The organism is Telluria beijingensis (genome assembly GCF_030770395.1).
In the GTDB taxonomy this organism is placed as follows: domain Bacteria; phylum Pseudomonadota; class Gammaproteobacteria; order Burkholderiales; family Burkholderiaceae_D; genus Telluria; species Telluria beijingensis.
The window spans coordinates 351474-373325 of the sequence record NZ_CP132480.1; the positions used below are offsets into that span (position 1 = coordinate 351474).

The window sequence follows — 21852 nt, forward strand, 5'->3', positions numbered from 1 at the left end:
ACGATATGCGGCCCGGCTACGCCAGATTGTCCTTCCTGCAGCCCTTGCGGGCGCTTGGCGCGCAACTCCGTGCGGCCGCCCCGGACCATGCCGCGATCCTCAAGGGGATGCTCACCGTCGCCGCCTTCGTCTTCGTCGGCAAACTGGCCAGCGCCATCAAGGAAATGGCCGTGGCCTACCGTTACGGCCTGGGCGCGGAAGTCGATGCCTACCAGTTCCTGTACACCGTGATCGGCTGGCCGCTCGGGGTGTGGTCCAGCGTACTGACCGCCGTCCTGGTGCCGCTGGCGGTGCGCCTGCGGCACCAGCAGGGGGACCTCGCAAGGTTCCGCTCCGAACTGCTCGGGCTCGTGATCGTTGCCGGGCTTGCGCTGGCGGGACTGGCGTGGCTGGTCCTGCACACCCTGTTCCAGCTCGGGCAGAGCGGTTTGCCGCCCCGCCTGGCCAGCCTGGCCGGGGCGGCGCTGCCGGGCCTGATCCTGCTGCTGCCGCTCGGGATGCTGACCGCGCTCCAGTCGGCATGGATGCTGGCGGCCGAGCGCCATGTGAACACGCTGCTCGAATGCATTCCCCCATTGTCGATCGGGGCGCTGGTCATGGCGCTGCCTGGCGGCGGCATGCGGGCGCTGGTGTGGGGAACGGTTGCCGGCAGCGTGCTGCATCTGTTGTCGCTCATGGCGCCGCTGGGCCGGCACGACAGGGAGCGCGCACCGCGGCTCGCGCTCTCGTCGCCGCAGTGGAGCTGGTTCTGGCAGGGCTTCGGCATCATGGTCGGGGGGCAGGCGCTGATGAGCCTGACGGTCGTGATCGACCAGTTCTACGCGGCCGGGCTGGGCACGGGCGCGATCGCCATGCTGGGCTACGCGAACCGGATCCTGGCGCTGATCCTCGGGCTGGCGGCGATCGCGGTATCGCGCGCGACCCTGCCCATTTTCGCGCAGGCGCAAGCGCATGCGCAAGCGGGCGCTCACCTGCGCGCCGTCGCACGCCTGTGGGCGGGCATCCTGTTCGCGCTGGGCCTGCTGGCGATGCTGGCCAGCCATGCGGCCGCGCCATGGATGGTGCGCCTGTTGTATGAACGCGGCCAGTTCGGCGCAGCCGATACGGCCGCGGTGGCGGAGGTGCTGCGCTACGGGCTGCCCCAACTGCCTTTCTATTTCTCGTCAATGGTATTGGTCAGCTATGCACTGAGCCAGCGGCGCTACCAGCTGGTGTTCGTCTCGGCCCTGATCGGCTGCGTCGCCAAGATCGCCGGCAACGCGCTGCTGGTCCCCGTACTCGGCGTGAACGGCATCGCGCTCGGCACGATGCTGGTCTACGCGTCGACCGGACTGTTCTTCTGGCATGCCCTGATTGTTCGTGGGGCGAGGGACGAAGGCCCTGCCGGATCGCGCGGGCGCGCCGCGGGAAAGCGGCGCACATGAAGATTCTTCTATTTACCCATAGCCTGGCCGGCGGCGGCGCCGAGCGCACCGTCGCCACGCTCGCCAACCACTGGGCCGATCGCGGCTGGGACGTGACGGTGGCCACGCTGGCGCCGCGGGGCGAGGACTTCTATGACTTGCGTGCAGGCGTGCGGCGCGTCGCGCTCGACCTGGCGGGCGACAGCCCCTCGCCGCTGGCCGCTGCGCGCCATAACCTGCGACGCATAGGGGCGCTGCGCCGCCTGCTCGCTCAGCTGCGGCCGGAGGTCGCACTCGCCATGATGAGCACCCCGAACGTGCTGCTTGCCCTGGCCAGCCGGGGAATGCCGTGGCTCGTGCGCGTGGGGTCGGAGCGCTGCTATCCACCCCATGCGCCGCTGGCCCGGCCGTGGAGCAGCGCGCGCCGGCTCCTGTACGACCGCCTGGACGCCGTCGTGGCCCTGACCGAGGAATGCAGGCGGTGGATCGTCACGCATACGTCGGCGCGCACCGTTCCCGTGATTCCGAATGCCGTCGTCTGGCCTTTGCCGTGCGTCGCGCCCTGGATCGTGCCGAACAAGGTCGTCGACCCCGGGCGGCGGTTGCTGCTTGCGATCGGGCGCCTGGACCCGGTCAAGAACCTCGGCGGCCTGCTGGCGGTGTTCGCCCGGCTCGCCGGTCGCCATCCGGACTGGGATCTCGTCATTCTCGGAGAAGGCCCGGAACGCGCCGCCCTGCAGGAGGCGCGCGCAGCGCTGGGGCTCGAGGGCCGGGTCGTCATGCCCGGTATCGCCGGCAACGTCGCGCAATGGCATGCGCGCTGCGACCTGTATGTGCTGTCGTCCCACTCCGAAGGGTTCCCGAATGCGCTGGCGGAGGCGCTATGCCATGGCATGCCGGTCGTCAGCGTCGACTGCGATACCGGACCACGCGACATCGTCCGGCACGGCATCGACGGATTGCTGGTCGCCCCGGGCGATCCGGACGCGCTCGAAGGGGCGCTCGATGCCTTGATGGCAGATGGCGCGCTCAGGCGGCAGTTCGCGGCGCAGGCGGCCGCGGCGCGGCAGCGCTTCGGGATCGAGCGGGTCGCAGGCATGTGGGAGGCGCTATTCAGCCGCCTCCGGGACGCGGGCGAGGCGTCCAGGCGCCCGGCCGGCGGGTCGAAAGAACGGGAACTCCTGTCATGAGCCGCCGGCCTTCCATCGTGACGAGCGTGTTCGTGGTCCGCGCCACGCCGTCCGCGGCGCTGGCCCCGGCCAGGCACGGCGGCCTGCTGTTCTACCAGTGCGCCGTCCTCGGCCTCGCGATGTGCGCGATCTATGCCAACGCTCCGATCTACCTGTACACCCAGGATGCCTCCCTGCCGCCCAAGTACGTGTACTTCCTGCTGGTGCTGCTCATGACGCCGTGCCTGCTGGCGCGGCGCGCCATGCTGGTCGCCTACCTGCTGTCGCCGTTCGCCCTGTGGGCCTGCGCACTGGTCGCCCTCAACCTGATCCATCTGTCGACCTGGTCGGCGGGCGGCCTGGCCGGCGCCACCTACCTGTCGGACCACGGCGATGGGGTGCGGGCGGCGCTGGTGCTGACCCGGATCCAGTACATCATGGTCGCGGTCCTGTTCGGCTTCGTCGTGTTCGTGACGCCCGCGAAGACCTACCTGTACGCTGCCGTGGCGCTGATGGTGCTGCTGCCATGCGCGGTCCTGCTCGATTTCGCCTACCAGGGCATGTTCTACCGGACCGACCTCGAAGGCGCGGTGCTCGGCCGCGCGGCGGCGACGTTCATCAATCCGACCATGGCGGGCGAGGCGCTGCTGCATGTGGCCATACTGGGCTGCGCCGCGATCGGCCTGCGCTATCGCGGGCCATTGCTGCTGCTCGCCGGCGCGGCGATCCTCGCCACGTTTTCCCGCTCGTCGATCATCGCCTGGGGCGTCGTCCTGGCGATCATGGTCGCGCGCGGGGCGCTTCCGCGTTCCATGGTCGTGGCCACGGCCGCGGCGTTCGCGGCGCTCGCGCTGGGCCTCGGCAGTTTCGAAAGCTACCTGCAGTCGCGCGACGAATTCGAGGGAGCGTCCAGCAATATCCTGTCGCGGATGGGATTCTTCTCGAATCTCAGTTTCGACGACGACAGCTCGGCGGAACGCGCGAGCGTCGTCAAGGCGGCCTGGGAGCTGTTCCAGCACAACCCCGTGTTCGGCGCGGGGGCGGGAAGCACGCTGTTCTGGTCGCACCGCGGCGGCACGCACAACCAGCTGCTGATGCTGGCGGCGGAGTACGGGCTGTTCGGGATCGGGTTGTGGATGTGGCTGCTGGTCATCCTGTGGCGCGGACGCTTCCTGGCCGAGCGCGGCCTGCACGTGGCGATGGTGTTCCTGTTCGCGTGGATGTCGATGTTCACGCACCAGATGCTCGATGCGAATACCTATTGGCTGGCGACCTGCGCGCTGGTCTCCACACGCGCGGCGTGGACCGCGCCCGGGCGGGCGCTCCAGGCACGAGGAGCGTACGCAAGGGCCAGGCCGGGCCGCTACGCCTGCCGCGCCGCCGGCGCAGGCCGCGCCCTGCTGGCCGGGACACGACCATGAGCCACGGCAAATTTGTGATCTCCCTGGATTTCGAAATGTTCTGGGGCGTCGAAGATACGCAGAGCATCGCGGCCTATGGCCGCAACGTGCTGGGCGAATGGCAGGCCATCCCCCGGATGCTGGCGCGGTTCCGCGCCCATGGCGTCAACGCGACCTGGGCGACCGTGGGCGCGATCATGTGCCGCGACTATGGCGAGTGGCGCGCGCGGCGCTGCACCGGCACCCGATCCGCCGCGGTGCCTGAACCCTGGGCCGATGCCGAGGATGCGCTGCTCAAGCAATATCCGAGGCTGTTCTTCGCCAGGCCGCTGGTCGAGCGCATCCTCGAGACCGACGGCCAGGAACTGGGGTCGCATACCTTCAGCCATTTCTATTGCAAGGACAAGCGCGCCACGCCCGCGGGCTTCGTCGAGGACCTGGCGCGCGCGGCCAGCCTGGCGGCCGGGATGGGCATCGTGTTCCGGACCATCGTCTTCCCGCGCAACCAGATCAGTCCCGCATTCCTGGCGCTGCTGCCGGCGGCCGGCATCCTGGTCTATCGCGGCAATGCCCAACACTGGCTATACCGTAACGGCGACGCGGTGCCGGGGGGGACGGCAGGGCGCGTCATGCGCAAGGCCGATGCCTTCGTGCCGCTGAGCGGCTCATGCTGCCGGCGCGAACAGGTCGATGGCACGCTCGTGAACGTCCCTGCGAGCGCGTTCCTGTATGCCTGGTCGGCCTTGTCCGAGCCATTGATGGCCCTGCGCCTGCACCGGATCAAGCAGGGCATGACCGAGGCCGCCCGTACCGGCGGACTATTCCACCTGTGGTGGCACCCGCATAATTTCGGCGTCAACCTCGAGGCCAACCTGGCCATGCTGGAACAGGTCCTGCTGCACTACCGCCTGCTCGCCGACAGGTTCGGCATGCAATCGCAGTGCATGGGCGCGTTCGCCGGGATGACGGACGCGCAGCCGCCGGCGCCGCAGCCCTGCCTGGTATCGGCCGGCACCTCGTACGCATTGTTCTGGCAGGGGGCACGATGAAGCGCCATGTCCTGCACGTCATCAGCGGCCTGTCGGTCGGCGGCGCCGAAATGGCGCTGTACCGGCTGATCCTGCAGTTCCGCGACAGCGACTACGACCATACCGTGGTGGCGCTCACGCCCGGTGGAGGCATGTCGGCCCGCTTCGAGCACGTGGGCATACCCCTGATCGTGCTGGACGTGCGGCATTCGCCGTTCGCGCACAGCGTGCAGCTGGTGCGCCTGATCCGCAAGCTGCGGCCCGACATCGTGCAGACCTGGTTGTACCACGCCGATTTCCTGGGCGGCCTGGCCGCGCGCGTGGCCGGCAACCGCAGGATCATCTGGGGAATCCGGACCACGGACCTGGACATCGGCTGCGCCCGCACCACGTCCCTGGTGCGCCGCGCCTGCGCCCTGATGTCGCGCTGGGTGCCGCACACGATCGTCTGCGTGGCCCACGCGGCGCTGCGTTCGCATGCGCGCGTCGGCTACGATACCAGCCGCATGACCGTGGTCGCCAACGGCTTCGACCTCGGGGCGCTGACGGCCAGCGAGGCCGAGCGCGACGAACTGCGCCGGCGCTGCGGTTTCGGCGCGGGAGACATCGTGGTCGGCACGCTCGGCCGGTTCAACCTCGACAAGGACCATGGCAATTTCGTGGAGGCGGCCGGCATGCTGGCGGCGAAGGACGAGCGCGTGCGTTTCCTGATGGTCGGCCGCGACCTGGACGCCGGCAACCAGGTCCTCGGCCAGTGGATTCGCGATACCGGCCATGCGGACCGCTTCGTGCTGCTGGGCGAACGCGACGACGCCGCCGTCTGCCTTGCGGCGATGGACATCTTCTGCCTGTCGTCGCGCACCGAGGCATTCCCGAACGTCGTCGGCGAAGCCATGGCGATGGGCCTGCCCTGCGTCGCGACCAATGTGGGCGACGTCGCCGTGCTCCTGGCCGATACGGGCGTGGTAGTGCAGAAGGCCGACCCCGATGCGCTGGCGCGCGGCGTGCATGGACTGATCGCGCGCGGCCCGGGGTATCTGTTCGAACTCGGGCAGCTGGCGCGCGAGCGCATCCGCGCCAGCTACAGCATGCGCTGCGCGCGTGCGCGCTTCGAGTCGATCTACGACAGCATCCTGGACGAAGGGGGACTTTCATGTGCGGACTCACCGGCTTCCTGAAGGCGGACGCCTTCCTGCCGCGCGAAGAACTCGTACGGCAAGTAGCGCGGATGAGCGCGACGCTCGCCCACCGGGGCCCGAACGATGCCGGCCACTGGTGCGACCCGGCACACGGCATCGCGCTGGGCCACCGGCGCCTGGCGATCATCGACGTGTCGGCCGCCGGCCACCAGCCGATGCAGTCGCCCGGCGGCCGCTACGTCCTCGTCTTCAACGGCGAAATCTACAACCACCTGCTGCTGCGCCGGGAACTCGATGGGGACATGTACCCGACGCCATGGCGGGGCGGATCCGATACCGAGACGCTGCTGGCCGGCTTCGAGCAATGGGGAATTCGTGCGACCGTCGAGCGCGCGGTCGGCATGTTCGCGCTCGCCGTCTGGGACCGGCAGGCGCGCTCGCTGACGCTGGCGCGCGACCGCATCGGCGAAAAACCCCTGTACTACGGCTGGCAGGGGCAAGGCGAACAGAGAGCCTTCCTGTTCGGGTCGGAACTGAAAGCGCTGCGCGCCCATCCCGCCTTCGACGACGTCATCGACCGCGACGCGCTGTGCCTGCAGATGCGTCACGGTTACATCGCGGCCCCATATTCGATCTACAGGAACGTGTTCAAGCTGCCTCCGGGCTGCCTCCTGAGCGTGGCGCAACCGTCCCGTACGCATGCGCTATCAAGCTACTGGAGCGCCCCCGGCACGATGACCGATGGCGTGAACCGGCCATTTCGCGGCTCGCCGGAGCAGGCGGTGGAGGCGCTGGACGGCTTGCTGCGCGCTGCCGTCGGCGCCCAGATGGTGGCCGACGTGCCGCTCGGGGCCTTCCTGTCGGGCGGAGTCGATTCGTCCACGGTCACTGCCCTGATGCAGGCGCAATCGGCGCGCCCCGTGAAGACGTTCTCCATCGGCTTTCACGAAAGCGACTACAACGAGGCGCACCATGCGCAGGCGGTGGCAAGGCATCTTGGGACGGATCACACCGAACTGTATGTGACGGCCGCGCAGGCGCGCGACGTCATCCCTTCGCTTCAGGATGCCTACGACGAGCCGTTCTCCGACTCTTCGCAGCTGCCCACGGTCCTCGTGTCGCGCCTGGCCCGCCAGCACGTGACGGTGGCGCTGTCGGGCGACGCCGGTGACGAACTGTTCTGCGGGTACAACCGCTACCAGTTCGTCGACGCCCTGTGGCACAAGGTCAGCGCGGCGCCCTTGCCCCTGCGCCGGCTCGCCGCCAGGGGCATCGCCGGCGTATCGGTCGAGGCGTGGAACCGGGCGGCGCGGGCGCTGGGGCCAGGCCTGCCGCGCGCCATGCGCTTCCAGAACACGGGCGACAAGCTGCACAAGGGGGCGCAAGTCATGACCTGCGCGTCGCTCGATGCGCTCTACCTCGGCCTGGTGTCGCACTGGGACGATCCGGCGGCGCTGGTGCGCGGCGCCGCCGAACCCCCCACGGCCCTGAACGGGGACGCGCCGGACCTCGCCGCGCTCGATGGCCTGCAGCGCATGATGGCGCTCGACCTGCTGACCTACCTGCCGGACGACATCCTGGTGAAGGTGGACCGGGCCGCCATGAGCGTGTCGCTGGAAACGCGGGTGCCGCTACTGGACCACCGGGTCGTGGAGTTTGCCTGGCGCCTGCCGCAATCCTGCAAGCTGCGCGACGGGGTCACGAAATGGATCCTGCGCCAGGTGCTGTACCGCTACGTGCCGAAAGCCCTGATCGAGCGTCCGAAGATGGGCTTCGGCATCCCGGTCGGCGACTGGCTGCGCGGCCCCTTGCGCGAATGGGGCGACGCCCTGCTGGCGCAAGCGAGGCTGGCCGATGAAGGGTTTCTCGAACCGGCCCTGGTCAGGCGCTGCTGGACCGAGCATGTGTCGGGCCAGCGCAACTGGCAATACCAGTTGTGGAACGTGCTGATGTTCCAGGCCTGGCTCGCGCATCGCCGTGCGCAGCCGCGGACGGAGCGGGACGCTGACATGGCGGAGCATCTGACTGGAGCCATCTCATGAACAGGAAAATCGTCATTTCGGTCAACACGGCCTGGAATATCTGTAACTTCCGCGCCGGCCTCGTCAAGTCCTTCGTGCGCCAGGGTTACGAGGTGCTGGTCCTCGCCCACGATGACGAATACGCGCCTCGCCTGGCCGAACTGGGTTGCCATTTCAAGCAGCTGCCCGTGGACCAGCACGGCACCAATGCGAGCCACGACCTGGCGCTGCTGGTCAAGTATCGACGCGTGTTCCAGTCGGTGCGGCCATTCGCCTACCTGGGCTTCACGATCAAGCCCAATGTCTACGGTTCGCTTGCCGCGGGCAACCTGGCGATCCCGGTCATCAACAATATCGGGGGCCTGGGCACGACCTTCCTGCACGGCGCCATGCTCACCAGGCTGGTCAAGCAGCTGTACCGGATGTCGCTGCGGCGTTCCAGCCGGGTGTTTTTCCAGAACCGGGACGACCGCCAGCTGTTCCTCGACGCGGGGATGGCGCGGGAAAGCGTGTCCGAGCTGTTGCCGGGATCGGGCGTCGACCTGCGCCATTTCCAGCCGCTGCCCATGGCGGCGCCGGCGCCGGGCGGCTTTCGATTCCTGCTCATTGCGCGCATGCTCAAGGATAAGGGAGTCGAGGAGTACGTCGCGGCGGCGCGCATCGTGCGCCAGCACATCCCTGGAAGCGAGTTCCAGCTGCTCGGGGGGATCGATGCCGAGAATCCGAACGCCATCCGCGTCGACCAGATCCGGGAATGGGAAGCGCAGGGGCTGGTACGGTACCTGAACCGCACCGACGACGTGCGGCCTTACCTCGGGCAGGCCGACTGCGTCGTGCTTCCCTCGTACCGCGAGGGCGTGCCGCATTCCCTGCTCGAAGCCGCGGCGGCGGCGCGGCCGATCATTGCCACCGACGTCGTCGGTTGCAAGGATATCGTCGACGACAACTGCAATGGCTACCTGTGCCGGGTCAAGAGCGCCACCGACCTGGCGGAAAAAATGATCCGCATGGCGCGCCTGACGCCGGACCAACGCACCTGCATGGGCGCGACCGGGCGCGCGAAAGTCGTGCGCGAGTTCGACGAAGACATCGTCATCAACAAGTACCTCTCGGCCATCCGGCAGATCGAAGAGGCGGCCAGCGACTCGGCGCGCGGGGGCAGGGCGGTGCTGCCCCAGGCAGCGGCGAATACCGTGCGGGAGTAGCCATGGGCTTCCAGATCCTTACTGGCGACGGGGCGCTGGCGCATATCGGTTCCAGCGCATTCGCCGCGCCATGGAAGGCGCTGCATGCGCGCTGCCCGTGGGCGACCGGCTGCCAGCACCCCGATTTCGTCCTGCCCTGGTACCACATCTACCGCGAGCGTTACGCGCCGCTGGTGCTGGTCGACACGGCCACGGACGGCGCGCTGCGCGGCCTGCTCACGCTGGCATCGAGCGACGACGGTGCGCGGCTGACGGGCGCGGGCGCGGTCCAGGCGGAATACCAGGGCTGGATCGCGGACACGGTGCACGCCGACCGCTTCGCGCAGGACGCGCTTGCGTGCATACGCGGCGCGCTGCCGCAGGCGCGGACGAGCCTGAAATACCTGCCGCCCGGGATTCCGCTCGGCTTCCTGCATGCCGGCGAGCGCAGGTACTGCGTGCTGCACGGCCATGCCCGTCCCGTGCTGCGTCCCGAGCCGGTGGCGATGGAGAAGCTCAGGCGCAAGAAGACGCACCGACAGAACGCCAACCGCCTGGGCCGGCTCGGTCCGCTCGCGTTCGAACGCATTACCGGAGAGGCGCAGTTCCGCCGCATGTTCGACGATATCTGCCTCCAGTACGATTTCCGGCAAGCGGCGCTGCATCGGCAGACGCCGTTCCTGAGCGACCCGCTGAAGAAGCGCTTCTACCTGGAGCTGCAGCGCCGCGGCATGCTGCACACGACGGTGCTGACGGTGGGCGACGCGCTGGCGGCTGCGCACATCGGTTTGTTGAGCAAGGACCGCACCGTCCACCTGGGCATCAGTACCCATGCGCCGGCGCTCGCCGCGCATTCCCCGGGCCAGCTGCTGCTTGCGCTGCTCGGCAGCCAGCTGGCGGCGGACCGGATCGATCTGCTCGACCTGACGCCCGGCGGCGACCCGTACAAGGAACACTTTGCCTCCGACCACGATGAAGTCTTCGAGCTGACCATGGCGGGCAGCGTCGTGCAGCGCGTGCGGGCACAGGCCGCGACCTGCGTCAGGCAGGCCGGGAAGGCGCTGCTGCACATGAGCGGCAGGCGCAAGGTCGACCTCGTGCAGGCAGTGGAAAACCTGCAGGCCCTGGCCCGGCGCGCGGACGCCGACGGTCCGCGCGACGGTCTGCTCGAGAGTCTGCGGGGCGGCCGCGCATTGTGGCGCCTGGCCCCCGGCACCCGGCGCAGCAGCGCCGGCGCGCTGCCGGTGTCGCGCAACAGCCTGGAAGACGTCTTCAAGTACGACGATTCCGCCGCCTCGATCAAGCGCGGCATGTTCATCGGCACGGCGATGAAACGCCTCGAGCAGGGGTGCCAGCTGTTCTGCCATGCCCCCGGCGACAGGCTGGTCCTCCACTGCTGGGCGTTTGCACGCTGCGGCAACAGTGCATGTCCGCCGCCCGCGCAAGCCATCGAACCCGGCGCGACCGTCCTGTTCGACCTGCAGGCGCACGGCGGGGAAGCCAACGACGACTTGATGGAGCGTTTCGTCGACCGCATCCTCGCCATGCTCGACCAGGGCGTCGCCGACGCTGCCGTCTACTATTCGGGACGGCTCGGCAGCCTGTCCCGGCAGGGCATCCGGCGCTGCGGTTTCGTCGACGCCACGCCGGCAGGGAGCATCCAATGAACGGATCCGACGTGTCCTGTTACCTGCACGACGTTCCCGCATTCGTCGAGCACGAGCTTGCGGCAAGCTACGAGACGCTGCATTCGTCACTGCCGTTCTTCCGGGTCTGGCGCACGCTGGGCAATGCCAGTTGCTATATCGACCGCGGCGCCGGCCGCGCACCGGACATCCTGCTGTTCCATTGCGACGGGCGCCAGCTGGTCGTGCTCAACGAGATGATCGACATCGCGCCCGCGACACTGGAGCGGTTCGCGCGCTATGTGTTCGACCATTTCCCCGCGGTCGACGTCATCCGCTTCAATGCCGTGCGCACCGACCCGGACCACATCGGTTTTCCGGTGCAACGGCACAATGCCAAGGACACCTGGGTGATTCCGCTGCCGGCCATGCCGGGCGACTACCTGGCGGCGCTGGGAAAATCGACACGCGCCAAGCTGCGTTCCCGTCTCAACGGGATAAGCAAGCACTATCCTGGCTTCGCGATCGAGTATCTCGCCGATGGCGACGTGGACGAGGAGACCGTGGGCCGGATCGCGCAACTGAGCGAGCAGCGCATCGGTAGCCGGGGCGTGCGGCTCAAGCACGATGTCGCGCGCATGATGGCGCTGGCGCGCACCTGCGGCCTCGTCACGCTGCTGACGATCGATGGTCGCCTGTGCGCCGGATCGCTGACCTATCGCGTCGGCACGTCGTGGTTCGGCGAGGTCACCGCGCACGATCCCGACTACGATCGCCATGGCCTGGGCGAGCTGTGCATGTACCACACGATCTGCGAGAGCATCCGGCGCGGCGGGCGCAAGTTCTACCTGGGCGGCGGCCTGTTCGGATTCAAGGAGCGCATGCTGGGCGAGCGGCTCGACATGGACCAGCTCCATATCTACCGTTCGCACCGGTGCCTGCTGGCGAACCTCGACATCGCGGCAACGGCTTTCGCGCACGGCAAGATCCGGCGCCTCAAGTTGCGGCTGCATCGACGCCGCGGTACCTGGCTAGCCGATCTGGCGTTCAGACTGTTTCACGCATGCCGGAACAAGGCAGGCGCATAGCGATGGGACCCGGGCGATGGCCGGAAAGGGGAATCCTTCACACGGCGCGGGACGGCGACGGTTCCTCGCCCGCGGGCTGGCCGCCGGCGCGCTGGCGCTGGCAACGCCGCACAGGCAGGGCTCCGCGCTGGCGCCGGTCTGGCCGCCGGGCGACCGGGCCGCGGGTACCCCGATACCGGAGACGACCGTCATCCTGGCCGACTTCGGCGGCCGGCCCGGCGCCGACCGCCTGGCGCTGGCCGCGGCATTTCGCGACGGTCTCGCAGCGCTGGCCAGGGCGGGCGGAGGAACGCTGCTGGTCCCGCCCGGCACCTACGATTTCGGCGCGTTCGACCAGCCGGAATCCATCCTGCTGTGCCGCGACCTGCGCGATATCGCGATTTCCGCCTACGGCGCCGTGTTCGCGGCGAACACGGCCAGGCTCGTCGTGCCGCACATGTTCTACTTCCATAATTTTAATAACGTGACCCTGGCGGGCGCGACCTTTGTCGACCACGGCTTCTTTCCCTGGGTCGACTGGAAGGGGATGTATTGCGTGGGAATACAGGCGGACAGGTCGAGCAGCGGACTACGCCTGGTCGACTGCCGGGCGGAGCGCGTGCTGGGCCTGCTGGCATCGAATAACGGCGCGGCCGGCCGTCATCTGCTGTCCGACATCCACGTACAGGGCGAGGTAAGCCATGCCTACTATGGCGTAGGCGCAAGCCACATCGGCGGCGGCGTCAGCGTCGACCTCGACTGCCATAACGTGCGCCGCGCCTTCATCGCCCATGCGGCGCGGCGCGCCGATGTCGTCGTCAGGACGTCGGCCGACCGCGCCTGGCCTGGCAGCAATGGCCTGGTCGCGCTGGTGTGCCAGGGGGCGCGCCTGGGCGACGTCGAGCACGTGCGGGTGCGGATCGACGTGTCGGGCGACTGCATCCATGACAGCTACGTGCATTTCTATCACCAGGGGCCGCAAGCCGAGGGCGCGATGCGCGACATCGATGCGACCGTCAATGTCCTCGCGACGCAGTCGATGGGGACAATGTTCCTGTTCGACCACGAGATCCACGGCATACAGCCGCGCACGGCACGGCAATGGGAGCGGATCAGCCTGCACGGCTCGCTGGCGGCCGGGAGCACGGGCAGGGTGATCGCCAATCCCTCCGTGTCGACTGCCGGCGGGACCGTGTACCTGGACCGCAACCTGGCCGGACTGGCCGGCGCCATGCCCGACCGGTTCCGGATTGCCCCCGAATCCTCCGCGAGCATCCCATGCGACTGCTGATCTATATTCATTCGCTCGAAAATGGCGGGGCCGAACGCGTCGTCGCCAATCTCGCCAATTACTGGGCATCGATCGGGTGGGAGCTGACGCTGGTGACCGTCGCGCCGCGTGGCAGCGATTTCTATGTGCTCGATCCCGCCGTCGAACGTATTGCCCTGGACCTGGCTGACACGCGTCCCAACCTGCTGGCGGGCATCAATCGCACCGTGCGGCGCGTACGCGCCCTGCGCCGCGTGCTGCGTACCGTGCGGCCCGAGGTCGCGCTGTCCGCCATGCACACGGCGAACGTGGTCCTGGCCGCGGCTTCGCGCGGGCTGCCTGGCCTGCGCACCTTCGGGTCCGAGCACAACTTCCCGCCCAGGGCGCCGATGGGAATTCTGTGGGAAACGATGCGCCGCCACGCGTACGGGCGCCTGTCCGCGGTGGTCGCGCTGACGGAGGAATGCGCGCACTGGCTGACGTTCCATACCGGGGTCCGCAGCCTGGTCGTCATTCCCAACGCGGTCACCTGGCCACTGCCTGTCCAGGCGCCGCGTGTCGATCCCTGCAGCTGCTGCGCGCCAGGGCGACACATCCTGCTGGGCGTCGGCCGCCTCAGCGCGGAGAAGAGCTTCGCCACCCTCGTCGGCGCCTTCGGCCTGCTTGCGGCGCGTCGCCCGGCATGGGACCTCGTCATCCTCGGCGAAGGCCCGGAGCGCGCCGCCCTGGAGGCGCAGGTGCGGGACGCCGGATTGCAGGGCAGGGTGTTCCTCCCGGGGCGTGTCGGCAACCCGGGGGAGTGGTACGAGCATGCCGCGCTGTATGGCATGAGCTCGGATTTCGAGGGATTTCCCAACACGCTCCTGGAAGCGATGGCCTGCGGCCTGCCGGCGGTGAGTTTCGATTGCGATACGGGACCGCGGGACATCATCCGGCATGGTGTCGACGGCTTGCTGGTGCCCGCTGGAGAAACCGCGCCGTTCTGCGCTGCACTCGAGCGCCTGATGGGTGACGACGATCTGCGCGAAGAGTTCGCTATCCGTGCGACCCAGGTGCGCGAGCGGTTTTCGATGCCGAAGGTCGCGGCCATGTGGGACGCCTTGTTCGCATGCCATGGCCTCAAGCGCCAGCCTCTCCCAGCAACGTCCCGCATAGCCTCGACCGAGGCAGGCTGACATCTTCGCAAAACCCGGCTGTCGGGCTGCCGGCCCAGCTCACAACCTCTCGCCCCGGCCGCGTAGCTGCCCGTCTGCAACAGCTCGACGTGGCACGCAATCAATGATCCCTGGAATCCGTATTTGTACGATAGCGCATTCTTGCGCGAAATTTTTTTTATTCCTGCGGGAACTAATCGCTTCGCGGCAAGTCTAATGGGCTGTTCTTTGCTGAAGCGATGCGCCCAAGACATTCGCGTAATCGGCCTAGATAGGAAGCACCCGTCGTGATCTGGAATGGCCACTTTCGCATCATTCCACGAGCAACCACCGCTTGATGCGTAACGACGGCGCCGATGTTCGGCACACACCATGACCTCTCCGCGACCTCCATAGCAGGCCGGCAATTGTAGGTTTCCGTGAAATTGATACAGCTGATCCATTACTTTTCATTAAGGATGGCTGGATTGTTACACCCTTACTTTTCAAGTGAAAGAGTTTGCATGTCCCAGAACAAACACATTTCGGTTTCCTGTTCGCTGAGCAAAAAGAACCTGTTCCTCGCTAGTACCGCCCTTGCCGCCAGCCTGTGTGCGGTGTCCGCCCAAGCGCAAGTCGCCGTCCCCACCGCGGTGGCCGATGCCAGCAACGTGCATTTCACCGTGTCGCACAGCGCGACGCCGACCTGGACCCGTGTCTACATCGACAAGGACCGCAGCACGACCACCGGCTATACCTCGTATGGCGTTGGCGCTGATTTCCTGATCGAAAACGGTCAACTGTACAAATATGCCGGCACCAAAGGCTCGTGGGCGTGGACCTCGGTCAAGGCGCTCGTCACCAATTCCAGCCCCACCCGGACGGCGCTGACCGTGTCGCGCGCCGACCTGGGTTCGCCCACGGCCATCAGTTTCGTCGCGCAAACCGATCCGCCAGTGAACGTGTCGCCGGTCATCCAGGCAACCCTGTCGACGCAAGTGGACAGTGGCACTGGTGGCGGTGGCGGCGGCGGTGGGACCCTGCCGGTCAAGTACACGGCATCGACCGCCACCATCGCCAATCCGGAACGCGGCTTCTATCGCCACGTTCCCTGCACCACGCCGCTCAGCCAGTCGCAGCTGAAGGGTTATCGCACGTCGAGCAGCAGTTCGATGATCCTGTGCGTGTTCTACCTCAAGGATTTCGTCGCCAAGCCGATCAACCAGGCCACGCTGGACCTGTTCCAGCAGCAGATGGCCACGGTGCGCAGCACGGGGATGAAGGCGATCGTTCGCTTTGCCTACAGCGATTCGAGCAGCCCGGTCGACGCCAAGCCGGCAATGGTCAACCAGCATCTCACCCAGCTGGCGCCCTACCTGGCGTCCAACAAGGATGTGATCGCAGTCGTGCAGGCCGGTCTCATCGGCAGCTGGGGCGAGTGGGGCAATACCCAGAACTATGGCGACAGCTATAACATGACCGCGCAGAACATGGCCGATCGCAAGTCCATCGTCGACAAGCTGTTGAGCGTGGTGCCTGCCGAACGCATGGTGCAGCTGCGTATGCCGCTCTTCAAGACCAAGCTGTACACCGCATCGAACCTGTCCGTCAGCGAGGCCTACACCAACACGGCCAAGGCGCGCCTCGGCTTCCATAACGACTGCTTCCTGTCGAGTGCGTCGGACTACGGCACCTACGTCAATCCGTCGGTCGAGTTCCCTTACCTGGCGGCCGAGTCGAACTATGTCGCCATGGGTGGTGAAACCTGCGCCGTCGCGCCGCCGCGCAGCGACTGCCCGACCGCGGTTGCCGAGATGGCGAAATTCAAGTGGTCGTACCTGAACCTGGACTACAACACGACCGTGTTGAACAACTGGAAGAACCAGGGTTGCTTTACCACGGTCGACCAGAAGCTGGGCTACCGTTTCGTCATGACCTCGGGTAGCTACTCGGGCACTGCCAAGCCGGGCGGCGCTTTCTCTGTGAATCTGTCTGTGCAGAATCAGGGCTGGGCAGCGCCGTACAACAGCCGTAACGTGGAACTCGTGTTCCGCAACACGACGACCGGCGCATTGTTCTTCGTGAAACTGGCTGCGGACCCGCGTCGCTGGTCGGCGAATCAGACGGCCTCGATCAGCGAGACGGTGACCTTGCCATCCAATATGCCACGCGGTAACTATGCACTGCTGCTGAACCTGCCCGATCCGCAGACCACGCTGCGCAACCGCCCGGAGTACTCGATCCAGATGGCCAACAGCAATACCTGGGAAGCGGCAACGGGCTTCAACCAGCTGAACCACACGGTCGGTATCGCGCCTTGATGCGTCGGCACTAGTCCGATAGTTTTCATAGTCCAGCCATGGCGCACCGCGGTGCGCCATGGCTTTTTTGCGTCTCGAGCACGCCGGTCCGCTGCACGCGGATGGTCAATGTGCTCGCAGCGCCGCGGCGAGCGTCACGCGCGCCCGGTGGATACGGCTACGGACAGTCCCGACGGGGACATGCATCTGTCCACCAATTTCACTGTACGACAGTCCTTCGAGTTCGCGTAGCTCGAACGAGATGCGCTGCTCTTCGGGGAGTGTTTCCAGTGCGGCTTCGAGCAGGGCCAGCGCCTCCTTGGTTTCCAGTCTCGATTCCGGCGTGTCCAGGTCCGCCCGCGCTTCCATCATTGCCTTGCTGTCGGCGTCGTCGTCGCCCATGCTGCTCAGTCCGGGGCCCTGGCGTTGCCGCTGCGCCAGGCTATCCTTGGCGGTATTGGTTCCGATACTGACGATCCACGTCGAAAACGTGGAATCGCTGCGGAAGCGGTTGATCGCCATATAGGCCTTGATGAACGTTTCCTGGATGACGTCTTCGATATCGTGGGGGTCGCGGATGAAACGGTGCAGATAGCGGGCAAGAGGCGGGGTGTAGCGGCGCATGAGCGTCTCGAAAGCACGGCTGTCCCCGGTCTGGGTCCGCTCGACCAGTTCGCGATCCTCTTCCAGTCTGCTTTTCATAGTCGCTCGCGAAACGGCGTCGATGCCGTTGAGTCGACCATCGCATGCCAGGCGCCGGAATCACCGAGACAGACGGCAGGGCATTTGTCGGGATGGCCAGCCACGTCATGCGCCGCAGGCCTCCATCTGCGCGTGTCGGGTAGGACAACCCGGGCGTCCTTTCAAGCGTTCGACCGGCTCGACCTCATGCGATCGTTTCACCGGCGTGTTGGCGAGATCATGATTTTTCATATATCACCACTTTTGTGCAATAAGCCTCGATGATGCAATTGGCGCTTACGGCTGACTTGATGCGGCGGGCGAGTTGGCTTACTTTGTTTTATATTGCTTGATCCGTCGATAAATAGGGATTACATGTTCGGCCGCTAAATTTTTGGCGGGAGACAACGTTGAATAATCACTGCGGAAATGCATGCATGGATTCGATGGATGCACCTGCGAGATAAGCTGTGGTCGCCTGAAATTGTAAAGCGCACGTGCCTGTTGCGCAATACGGCACACGCCTGCCGGATAACATCGGGAGAAGGTCGCGAATTCTTTATTCAAAACAGATCGGGATCGCCACGCGTATGGAGTGGTAGTTTCTGTATTACGTGGTGGCGAAGAGCGAAGAGTCCTGATGTCCATCGCTACTATCGATCGATAATATCGATGTTTTATTTCAAACTCATCCATATATTGGTGATTTGAACCTGTGTGCCGAATTTTTTTCAAAGGGAAAATCCTATTTTTCTTCTGCAATATTTCCGACTTTTTGATATATAACCTGGCGTCATATTGCGCAAAAAAAATACGTCGTAAATATAGCGCATCACGACATTACTCAAATTGCATAAGGTATAGTTATTTACATGTACTGATGCGACGACATATTGTTGCATCCTGTCACTTATTGACCGCCAGCATATGCGTACTTATTCCATGCGATGTTAAAAGCACGTGCCCTCGGCCTTATAATATTTGAGTATAAACAAAGGTGAGCATATGGACACCATTGGGCAAATGGATGTTAAAGCGAACAAGGATGGAAACAGCCAACATCAGGGATTTTTCGAAAACTCGGAAATAACGCAGTTCAATGAACGTACGCCGCGAATCAGCCTGAAGCAGTGGAGGCTGTTCCATGCAGTGATCGATAACGACGGCTTCGTCGGCGCCGCAAACAAACTGCATATCAGTCAATCCTCGATCAGTCACGCGCTTGCCAAGCTCCAGGATCAACTCGGTGTGCCGTTGTTGACGCTCAAAGGTCGCAAGGCGCAGATTACGGAGGATGGAAAAATTTTGCTGGCGCGCTCGAGGGATCTGCTGCGTCAGGCCAGCCAACTCGAAAAACTCGGCGAATTCCTGCGACTGGGCGCCGAGCCTCATATACGCATCGTCGTCGAGCCCAGTTATCCAGCCGAGCTGTTGATCCGCACCTTCCATGACCTGAGCGGCCGGTCCGAGAAGCTTCGGTTGAATGTGACAGAAACTGACTTCGCAGAAATCCAGCAGTTAATGAACCAGGATGAGGCCGATCTCGCCATCAGTACCGGGACCTTGTCTGGTTTTGCCAGCAATAAATTGATTGAGCTAGAGCACATTGCCATTGCTCACTCGGACAGCCCCTTGTTCAGGATTAACCGGGGCATCACGGATGAAGACCTCGCTCGTTGCCTTCAGATTATGTTCCGCGTTGGAAGTCATGACACGGAACCGTTCGGCATGCGCCGCCTGGCCCGGGGCTTGCCCGCCTGGAAGGTCACCAGCCTCGACAGCGCGGAAGACGCACTGCGGTTTGGCCTCGGCTATGCATGGCTGCCAAGGTATCGCGTGCAGGGTTGGCTCAATGACGGCTGGGTGCGCATTCTTCCGCTGGATTGCGGCGCCAGTTACACGGTGCAGATGTACCTTACTCGCGGACGATCCGTCGTCCCCGGCTCGAGCGCGCAGCGCTTCGCCGACGCGCTGCAGGCGGTGACGAACGAGCACGCCATCAGGCCGGGCGCCAGGCCAGCCTGCGATATGGGTTCGGCAATGGCTGGCATGTAATGCCAGGGCTGCGAGCCCTGGACATTCGTTCGCGCCATGCATGATGGTGACGGCAAGAACGGGAGCGAGACATGGACAAGTACGTGCAAGCGATACGCAGGAAAGACCAGCAGCAGTCCATCGAGGCAGTGAGCCGGTTCGCGAGCGTCCTCGACAACGTGTGGCTGATTGCCATCGTCTTCGTCGTGGTGACCGCGCTCGGGATCATGCATACGCTGAGGGCGACACCGTTGTATGAGCTGGGCACCGTCATCCAGATCAAGGGCAAGGCCGGGTTCACGGGCGATTTTCAGGCAGAAGACAATGTGCGGACCGAGATGGAGGTGCTGAAATCGCGCTCGATACTGGCGCCGGTGGTGGAGCGTCTGCGACTCGACATCACGCTCGACCCGGCGCCGCCGACAATGCTGGGCGTCGTCCGCCGCATGCTGGACCGGGATCGCCTGGCGGGCAGCGCCGCTTCTCCCCATGCGCAGGTGCATATCGCCCACCTCGACCTGCCTGCGGCGCTGTTCACGCAACCATTTACACTGACGATCACGGCCAGGAATGCGTACAAGTTGGCCAACGACGAGCTCGGAATCGAGGTCGATGGCAAGGCAGGCGTACCGGCCAGGATGGATACCCGCTACGGGCCGATCGACATCCTCGTGCGCGCAAGCGCCGCCGCCCCCGGCGCCCGGTTCGTCGTGCGCCGTATTTCGGCGTCGCAGGCGACGGAACAGCTGCAGCGTGCACTCGTCGTGACTGAAAGTGCAAAGCAGTCCAACGTGGTCAAGCTGGGTTTGCAAGGCTCCAACCAGCAATTGATGAGCCGAATCCTCGGCGAGATCGTCGCCGAATACATCCATCAGCGGCGCGCAGTACAGCAGTCGGAAGCAGCCGAACTGGCGGCATCGTACGACCAGCAACTCACGGCCTTGAAGGCGGCAGTCCGGAAAATCGACCATCAATACGCCAGCCTGTTGCAGCGGGCCGGCATCGGCGATCCGGAAGTGGAAGGCCAGTTATTATTGCAGCAGTCGAGTGCACTGGAAAACCAGTTGGCGACTGCGCGACAACGCAAGGCCGAGCTGTCAGCCAGGCTTGGCGACGGCCATCCGGAGATGCAGGCCCTGGACGGGCAAATTGCCGATATGGGCCGGGTATTGCGCCGCAATGCGTCCGAGTACCAGGCGCTCTCCCTGGTCGCCCGCGAATTGACGCAAGTGCGACGCGAAAAACAGGCGCTGGACGAGGTGAGCCTGGCATCGTTCAATCAACGCAGCAAGCTCAGCGCCATGACCACGGCCGAGCGCGACGACGTCAGGGTGCTCGAGCGGCCCGAGCCCTCGCTCCATGCGGTGACGCTTGGCCAATCCACGATGCTGGTACTGTCGGCTTTCGGCGGGTTTGCTGCCGGCCTGCTTGCATCGTTCATCAAGAACCTGTTCTCGCAGCGCAAGCGCGTGCTGTTGTCACAGCAACGCAACACCCGCTTCCGCCTGCTGGTCCACGGCCGCACGGGCTGAACGAGCGATTCATGCGATCCAGGCGGCGCCCGGTCAGAACCAGGACTCCTTGACCGTGATGACATCCTCCGCCTGGACGGCATCCTCGAGTTTCGCCTCGCTCGTCGAGGACGCGCCGCCCGCGTCGCGGCGCGTGATGCGCAGCCCGCGCTGGGTGCCGCGCGGCGTCAGGCCGCCACTGGCCGCGATCGCCTGTTGCACGGTCATCGCACGTTCGATGCGCAATGGTCCCGGGCGCTGCACTTCGCCCATGACATAGGCGCGCGGCGCACGCTCGACGAAGATGATGTCGCCGCCGCTGACTTCATAATCGCGGTTCAATTCGCCCTTGCGCACGATGTCGACGACGTCGATCGTCTCGCGCGTGGCGACGCCGTCGCGATTGCGCACCAGGTCGACCCTGTCGCCACCATCGGGGCCGACTCCGCCGGCCACGGCCAGCATGTCGAGCACCTTGCGCGGTCCGTCGACCGGATAGCGCCCGGGCCGATTGACCTGGCCCAGCACCGACACCTGCTGGCTGGTCAAGGTCGTGACCAGCAGATTGACTTGCGCCTTCTTGAGATAGCCATTCTTTTCCAGCAGGCCGCCGATCTTCTGTTCCGCCTGTTGCGTCGTCAGGCCACCCACCTGCACCTCGCCCAGCAGGGGAAACGTCATCGCACCGCTTTCGGAAATGCGCGTCTCGATCGCGAGATCGGGGCTGCCGTACACCGATGCCCTGACCACATCGCCGGGGCCGAGCACGAGGGAGGCCGCACTGGCCACGCAGACTGTCGAGGCCAGGACGGCCGCGATCACCAAGCCTATCAACCGTTTCATGTTCACTCCTTGTCGAGCGTTGACATCATTCGAAGGTCTGCCCG

The 21852-nt window shown here is 65.5% G+C and carries 16 protein-coding genes; 14 read left to right on the top strand and 2 right to left on the bottom strand.

Going from position 1 to position 21852, the window contains the following annotated elements; translation table 11 throughout:
• Positions 1-5: 5 nt before the first annotated feature.
• From murJ to Q9246_RS01640, 12 genes are all read left to right on the top strand, one after another.
• Positions 6-1424, top strand: coding sequence for a murein biosynthesis integral membrane protein MurJ (gene murJ / locus Q9246_RS01585; RefSeq protein WP_306394915.1), 1419 nt, complete (start codon positions 6-8; stop codon positions 1422-1424).
• Positions 1421-2593 carry a glycosyltransferase family 4 protein gene (locus Q9246_RS01590; RefSeq protein WP_306394916.1) on the top strand — a complete coding sequence of 391 codons (1173 nt, stop codon included), beginning with the start codon at positions 1421-1423 and terminating at the stop codon, positions 2591-2593. The genes murJ and Q9246_RS01590 overlap by 4 nt, the downstream gene beginning before the upstream one ends.
• Entirely contained in the window at positions 2590-3993 is a 1404-nt protein-coding gene (locus Q9246_RS01595) for an O-antigen ligase family protein (RefSeq protein WP_306394918.1), read from the top strand. The genes Q9246_RS01590 and Q9246_RS01595 overlap by 4 nt, the downstream gene beginning before the upstream one ends.
• Complete coding sequence (locus Q9246_RS01600) at positions 3990-5021, top strand: polysaccharide deacetylase family protein (RefSeq protein WP_306394920.1); 1032 nt, start codon at positions 3990-3992, stop codon at positions 5019-5021. The genes Q9246_RS01595 and Q9246_RS01600 overlap by 4 nt, the downstream gene beginning before the upstream one ends.
• A complete protein-coding gene (locus tag Q9246_RS01605; protein ID WP_306394921.1) occupies positions 5018-6178 on the top strand; it encodes a glycosyltransferase in 1161 nt (386 codons plus the stop codon). The genes Q9246_RS01600 and Q9246_RS01605 overlap by 4 nt, the downstream gene beginning before the upstream one ends.
• Complete coding sequence (asnB, locus tag Q9246_RS01610; RefSeq protein ID WP_306394922.1) at positions 6154-8181, top strand: asparagine synthase (glutamine-hydrolyzing); 2028 nt, start codon at positions 6154-6156, stop codon at positions 8179-8181. Before Q9246_RS01605 ends, asnB begins: the two co-directional genes overlap by 25 nt.
• Positions 8178-9365 carry a glycosyltransferase family 4 protein gene (locus Q9246_RS01615; protein ID WP_306394924.1) on the top strand — a complete coding sequence of 396 codons (1188 nt, stop codon included), beginning with the start codon at positions 8178-8180 and terminating at the stop codon, positions 9363-9365. Before asnB ends, Q9246_RS01615 begins: the two co-directional genes overlap by 4 nt.
• A 2-nt stretch (positions 9366-9367) precedes the next feature.
• Positions 9368-11011 (top strand): GNAT family N-acetyltransferase, encoded by a 1644-nt coding sequence (locus Q9246_RS01620; RefSeq protein WP_306394925.1) that lies wholly within the window; start codon positions 9368-9370, stop codon positions 11009-11011.
• A complete protein-coding gene (locus Q9246_RS01625) occupies positions 11008-12057 on the top strand; it encodes a GNAT family N-acetyltransferase (protein ID WP_306394926.1) in 1050 nt (349 codons plus the stop codon). The genes Q9246_RS01620 and Q9246_RS01625 overlap by 4 nt, the downstream gene beginning before the upstream one ends.
• 16 nt (positions 12058-12073) lie before the next feature.
• Complete coding sequence (locus tag Q9246_RS01630) at positions 12074-13327, top strand: glycoside hydrolase family protein (RefSeq protein WP_306394928.1); 1254 nt, start codon at positions 12074-12076, stop codon at positions 13325-13327.
• Positions 13315-14481 carry a glycosyltransferase family 4 protein gene (locus Q9246_RS01635; RefSeq protein WP_306394930.1) on the top strand — a complete coding sequence of 389 codons (1167 nt, stop codon included), beginning with the start codon at positions 13315-13317 and terminating at the stop codon, positions 14479-14481. Before Q9246_RS01630 ends, Q9246_RS01635 begins: the two co-directional genes overlap by 13 nt.
• A 482-nt stretch (positions 14482-14963) precedes the next feature.
• Positions 14964-16760 carry a DUF4832 domain-containing protein gene (locus tag Q9246_RS01640; RefSeq protein WP_306394931.1) on the top strand — a complete coding sequence of 599 codons (1797 nt, stop codon included), beginning with the start codon at positions 14964-14966 and terminating at the stop codon, positions 16758-16760.
• A gap of 105 nt (positions 16761-16865) precedes the next feature.
• Here Q9246_RS01640 and Q9246_RS01645 read toward each other — a convergent pair whose 3' ends face one another.
• Positions 16866-17441 (bottom strand): sigma-70 family RNA polymerase sigma factor, encoded by a 576-nt coding sequence (locus tag Q9246_RS01645; protein WP_306394933.1) that lies wholly within the window; start codon positions 17439-17441, stop codon positions 16866-16868.
• Between the two features lie 984 nt (positions 17442-18425).
• Here Q9246_RS01645 and Q9246_RS01650 point away from each other — a divergent pair.
• Positions 18426-19475, top strand: a complete 1050-nt coding sequence (locus Q9246_RS01650) for a LysR family transcriptional regulator (RefSeq protein ID WP_306394934.1) — start codon at positions 18426-18428, stop codon at positions 19473-19475.
• Positions 19476-19546: 71 nt separating this feature from the next.
• The gene (locus tag Q9246_RS01655) at positions 19547-20986 is read left to right on the top strand and encodes a Wzz/FepE/Etk N-terminal domain-containing protein (RefSeq protein ID WP_306394936.1); all 1440 of its coding nucleotides are present in this window, start codon (positions 19547-19549) and stop codon (positions 20984-20986) included.
• A gap of 33 nt (positions 20987-21019) precedes the next feature.
• Here Q9246_RS01655 and epsE read toward each other — a convergent pair whose 3' ends face one another.
• Positions 21020-21808, bottom strand: coding sequence for a polysaccharide export protein EpsE (epsE, locus tag Q9246_RS01660; protein WP_306394938.1), 789 nt, complete (start codon positions 21806-21808; stop codon positions 21020-21022).
• Between the last annotated feature and the right edge of the window lie 44 nt (positions 21809-21852).

Bases quoted from the DNA above. Each gene is read 5' to 3' on its own strand.
- epsE (WP_306394938.1), bottom strand. From the start codon at position 21,808: ATGAAACGGTTGATAGGCTTGGTGATCGCGGCCGTCCTGGCCTCGACA.
- murJ (WP_306394915.1), top strand. From the start codon at position 6: ATGCGGCCCGGCTACGCCAGATTGTCCTTCCTGCAGCCCTTGCGGGCG.
- Q9246_RS01605 (WP_306394921.1), top strand. From the start codon at position 5,018: ATGAAGCGCCATGTCCTGCACGTCATCAGCGGCCTGTCGGTCGGCGGC.
- Q9246_RS01600 (WP_306394920.1), top strand. From the start codon at position 3,990: ATGAGCCACGGCAAATTTGTGATCTCCCTGGATTTCGAAATGTTCTGG.
- Q9246_RS01635 (WP_306394930.1), top strand. From the start codon at position 13,315: ATGCGACTGCTGATCTATATTCATTCGCTCGAAAATGGCGGGGCCGAA.
- Q9246_RS01595 (WP_306394918.1), top strand. From the start codon at position 2,590: ATGAGCCGCCGGCCTTCCATCGTGACGAGCGTGTTCGTGGTCCGCGCC.
- Q9246_RS01620 (WP_306394925.1), top strand. From the start codon at position 9,368: ATGGGCTTCCAGATCCTTACTGGCGACGGGGCGCTGGCGCATATCGGT.
- asnB (WP_306394922.1), top strand. From the start codon at position 6,154: ATGTGCGGACTCACCGGCTTCCTGAAGGCGGACGCCTTCCTGCCGCGC.
- Q9246_RS01650 (WP_306394934.1), top strand. From the start codon at position 18,426: ATGGACACCATTGGGCAAATGGATGTTAAAGCGAACAAGGATGGAAAC.
- Q9246_RS01625 (WP_306394926.1), top strand. From the start codon at position 11,008: ATGAACGGATCCGACGTGTCCTGTTACCTGCACGACGTTCCCGCATTC.
- Q9246_RS01640 (WP_306394931.1), top strand. From the start codon at position 14,964: ATGTCCCAGAACAAACACATTTCGGTTTCCTGTTCGCTGAGCAAAAAG.
- Q9246_RS01655 (WP_306394936.1), top strand. From the start codon at position 19,547: ATGGACAAGTACGTGCAAGCGATACGCAGGAAAGACCAGCAGCAGTCC.
- Q9246_RS01630 (WP_306394928.1), top strand. From the start codon at position 12,074: ATGGCCGGAAAGGGGAATCCTTCACACGGCGCGGGACGGCGACGGTTC.
- Q9246_RS01645 (WP_306394933.1), bottom strand. From the start codon at position 17,441: ATGAAAAGCAGACTGGAAGAGGATCGCGAACTGGTCGAGCGGACCCAG.
- Q9246_RS01590 (WP_306394916.1), top strand. From the start codon at position 1,421: ATGAAGATTCTTCTATTTACCCATAGCCTGGCCGGCGGCGGCGCCGAG.
- Q9246_RS01615 (WP_306394924.1), top strand. From the start codon at position 8,178: ATGAACAGGAAAATCGTCATTTCGGTCAACACGGCCTGGAATATCTGT.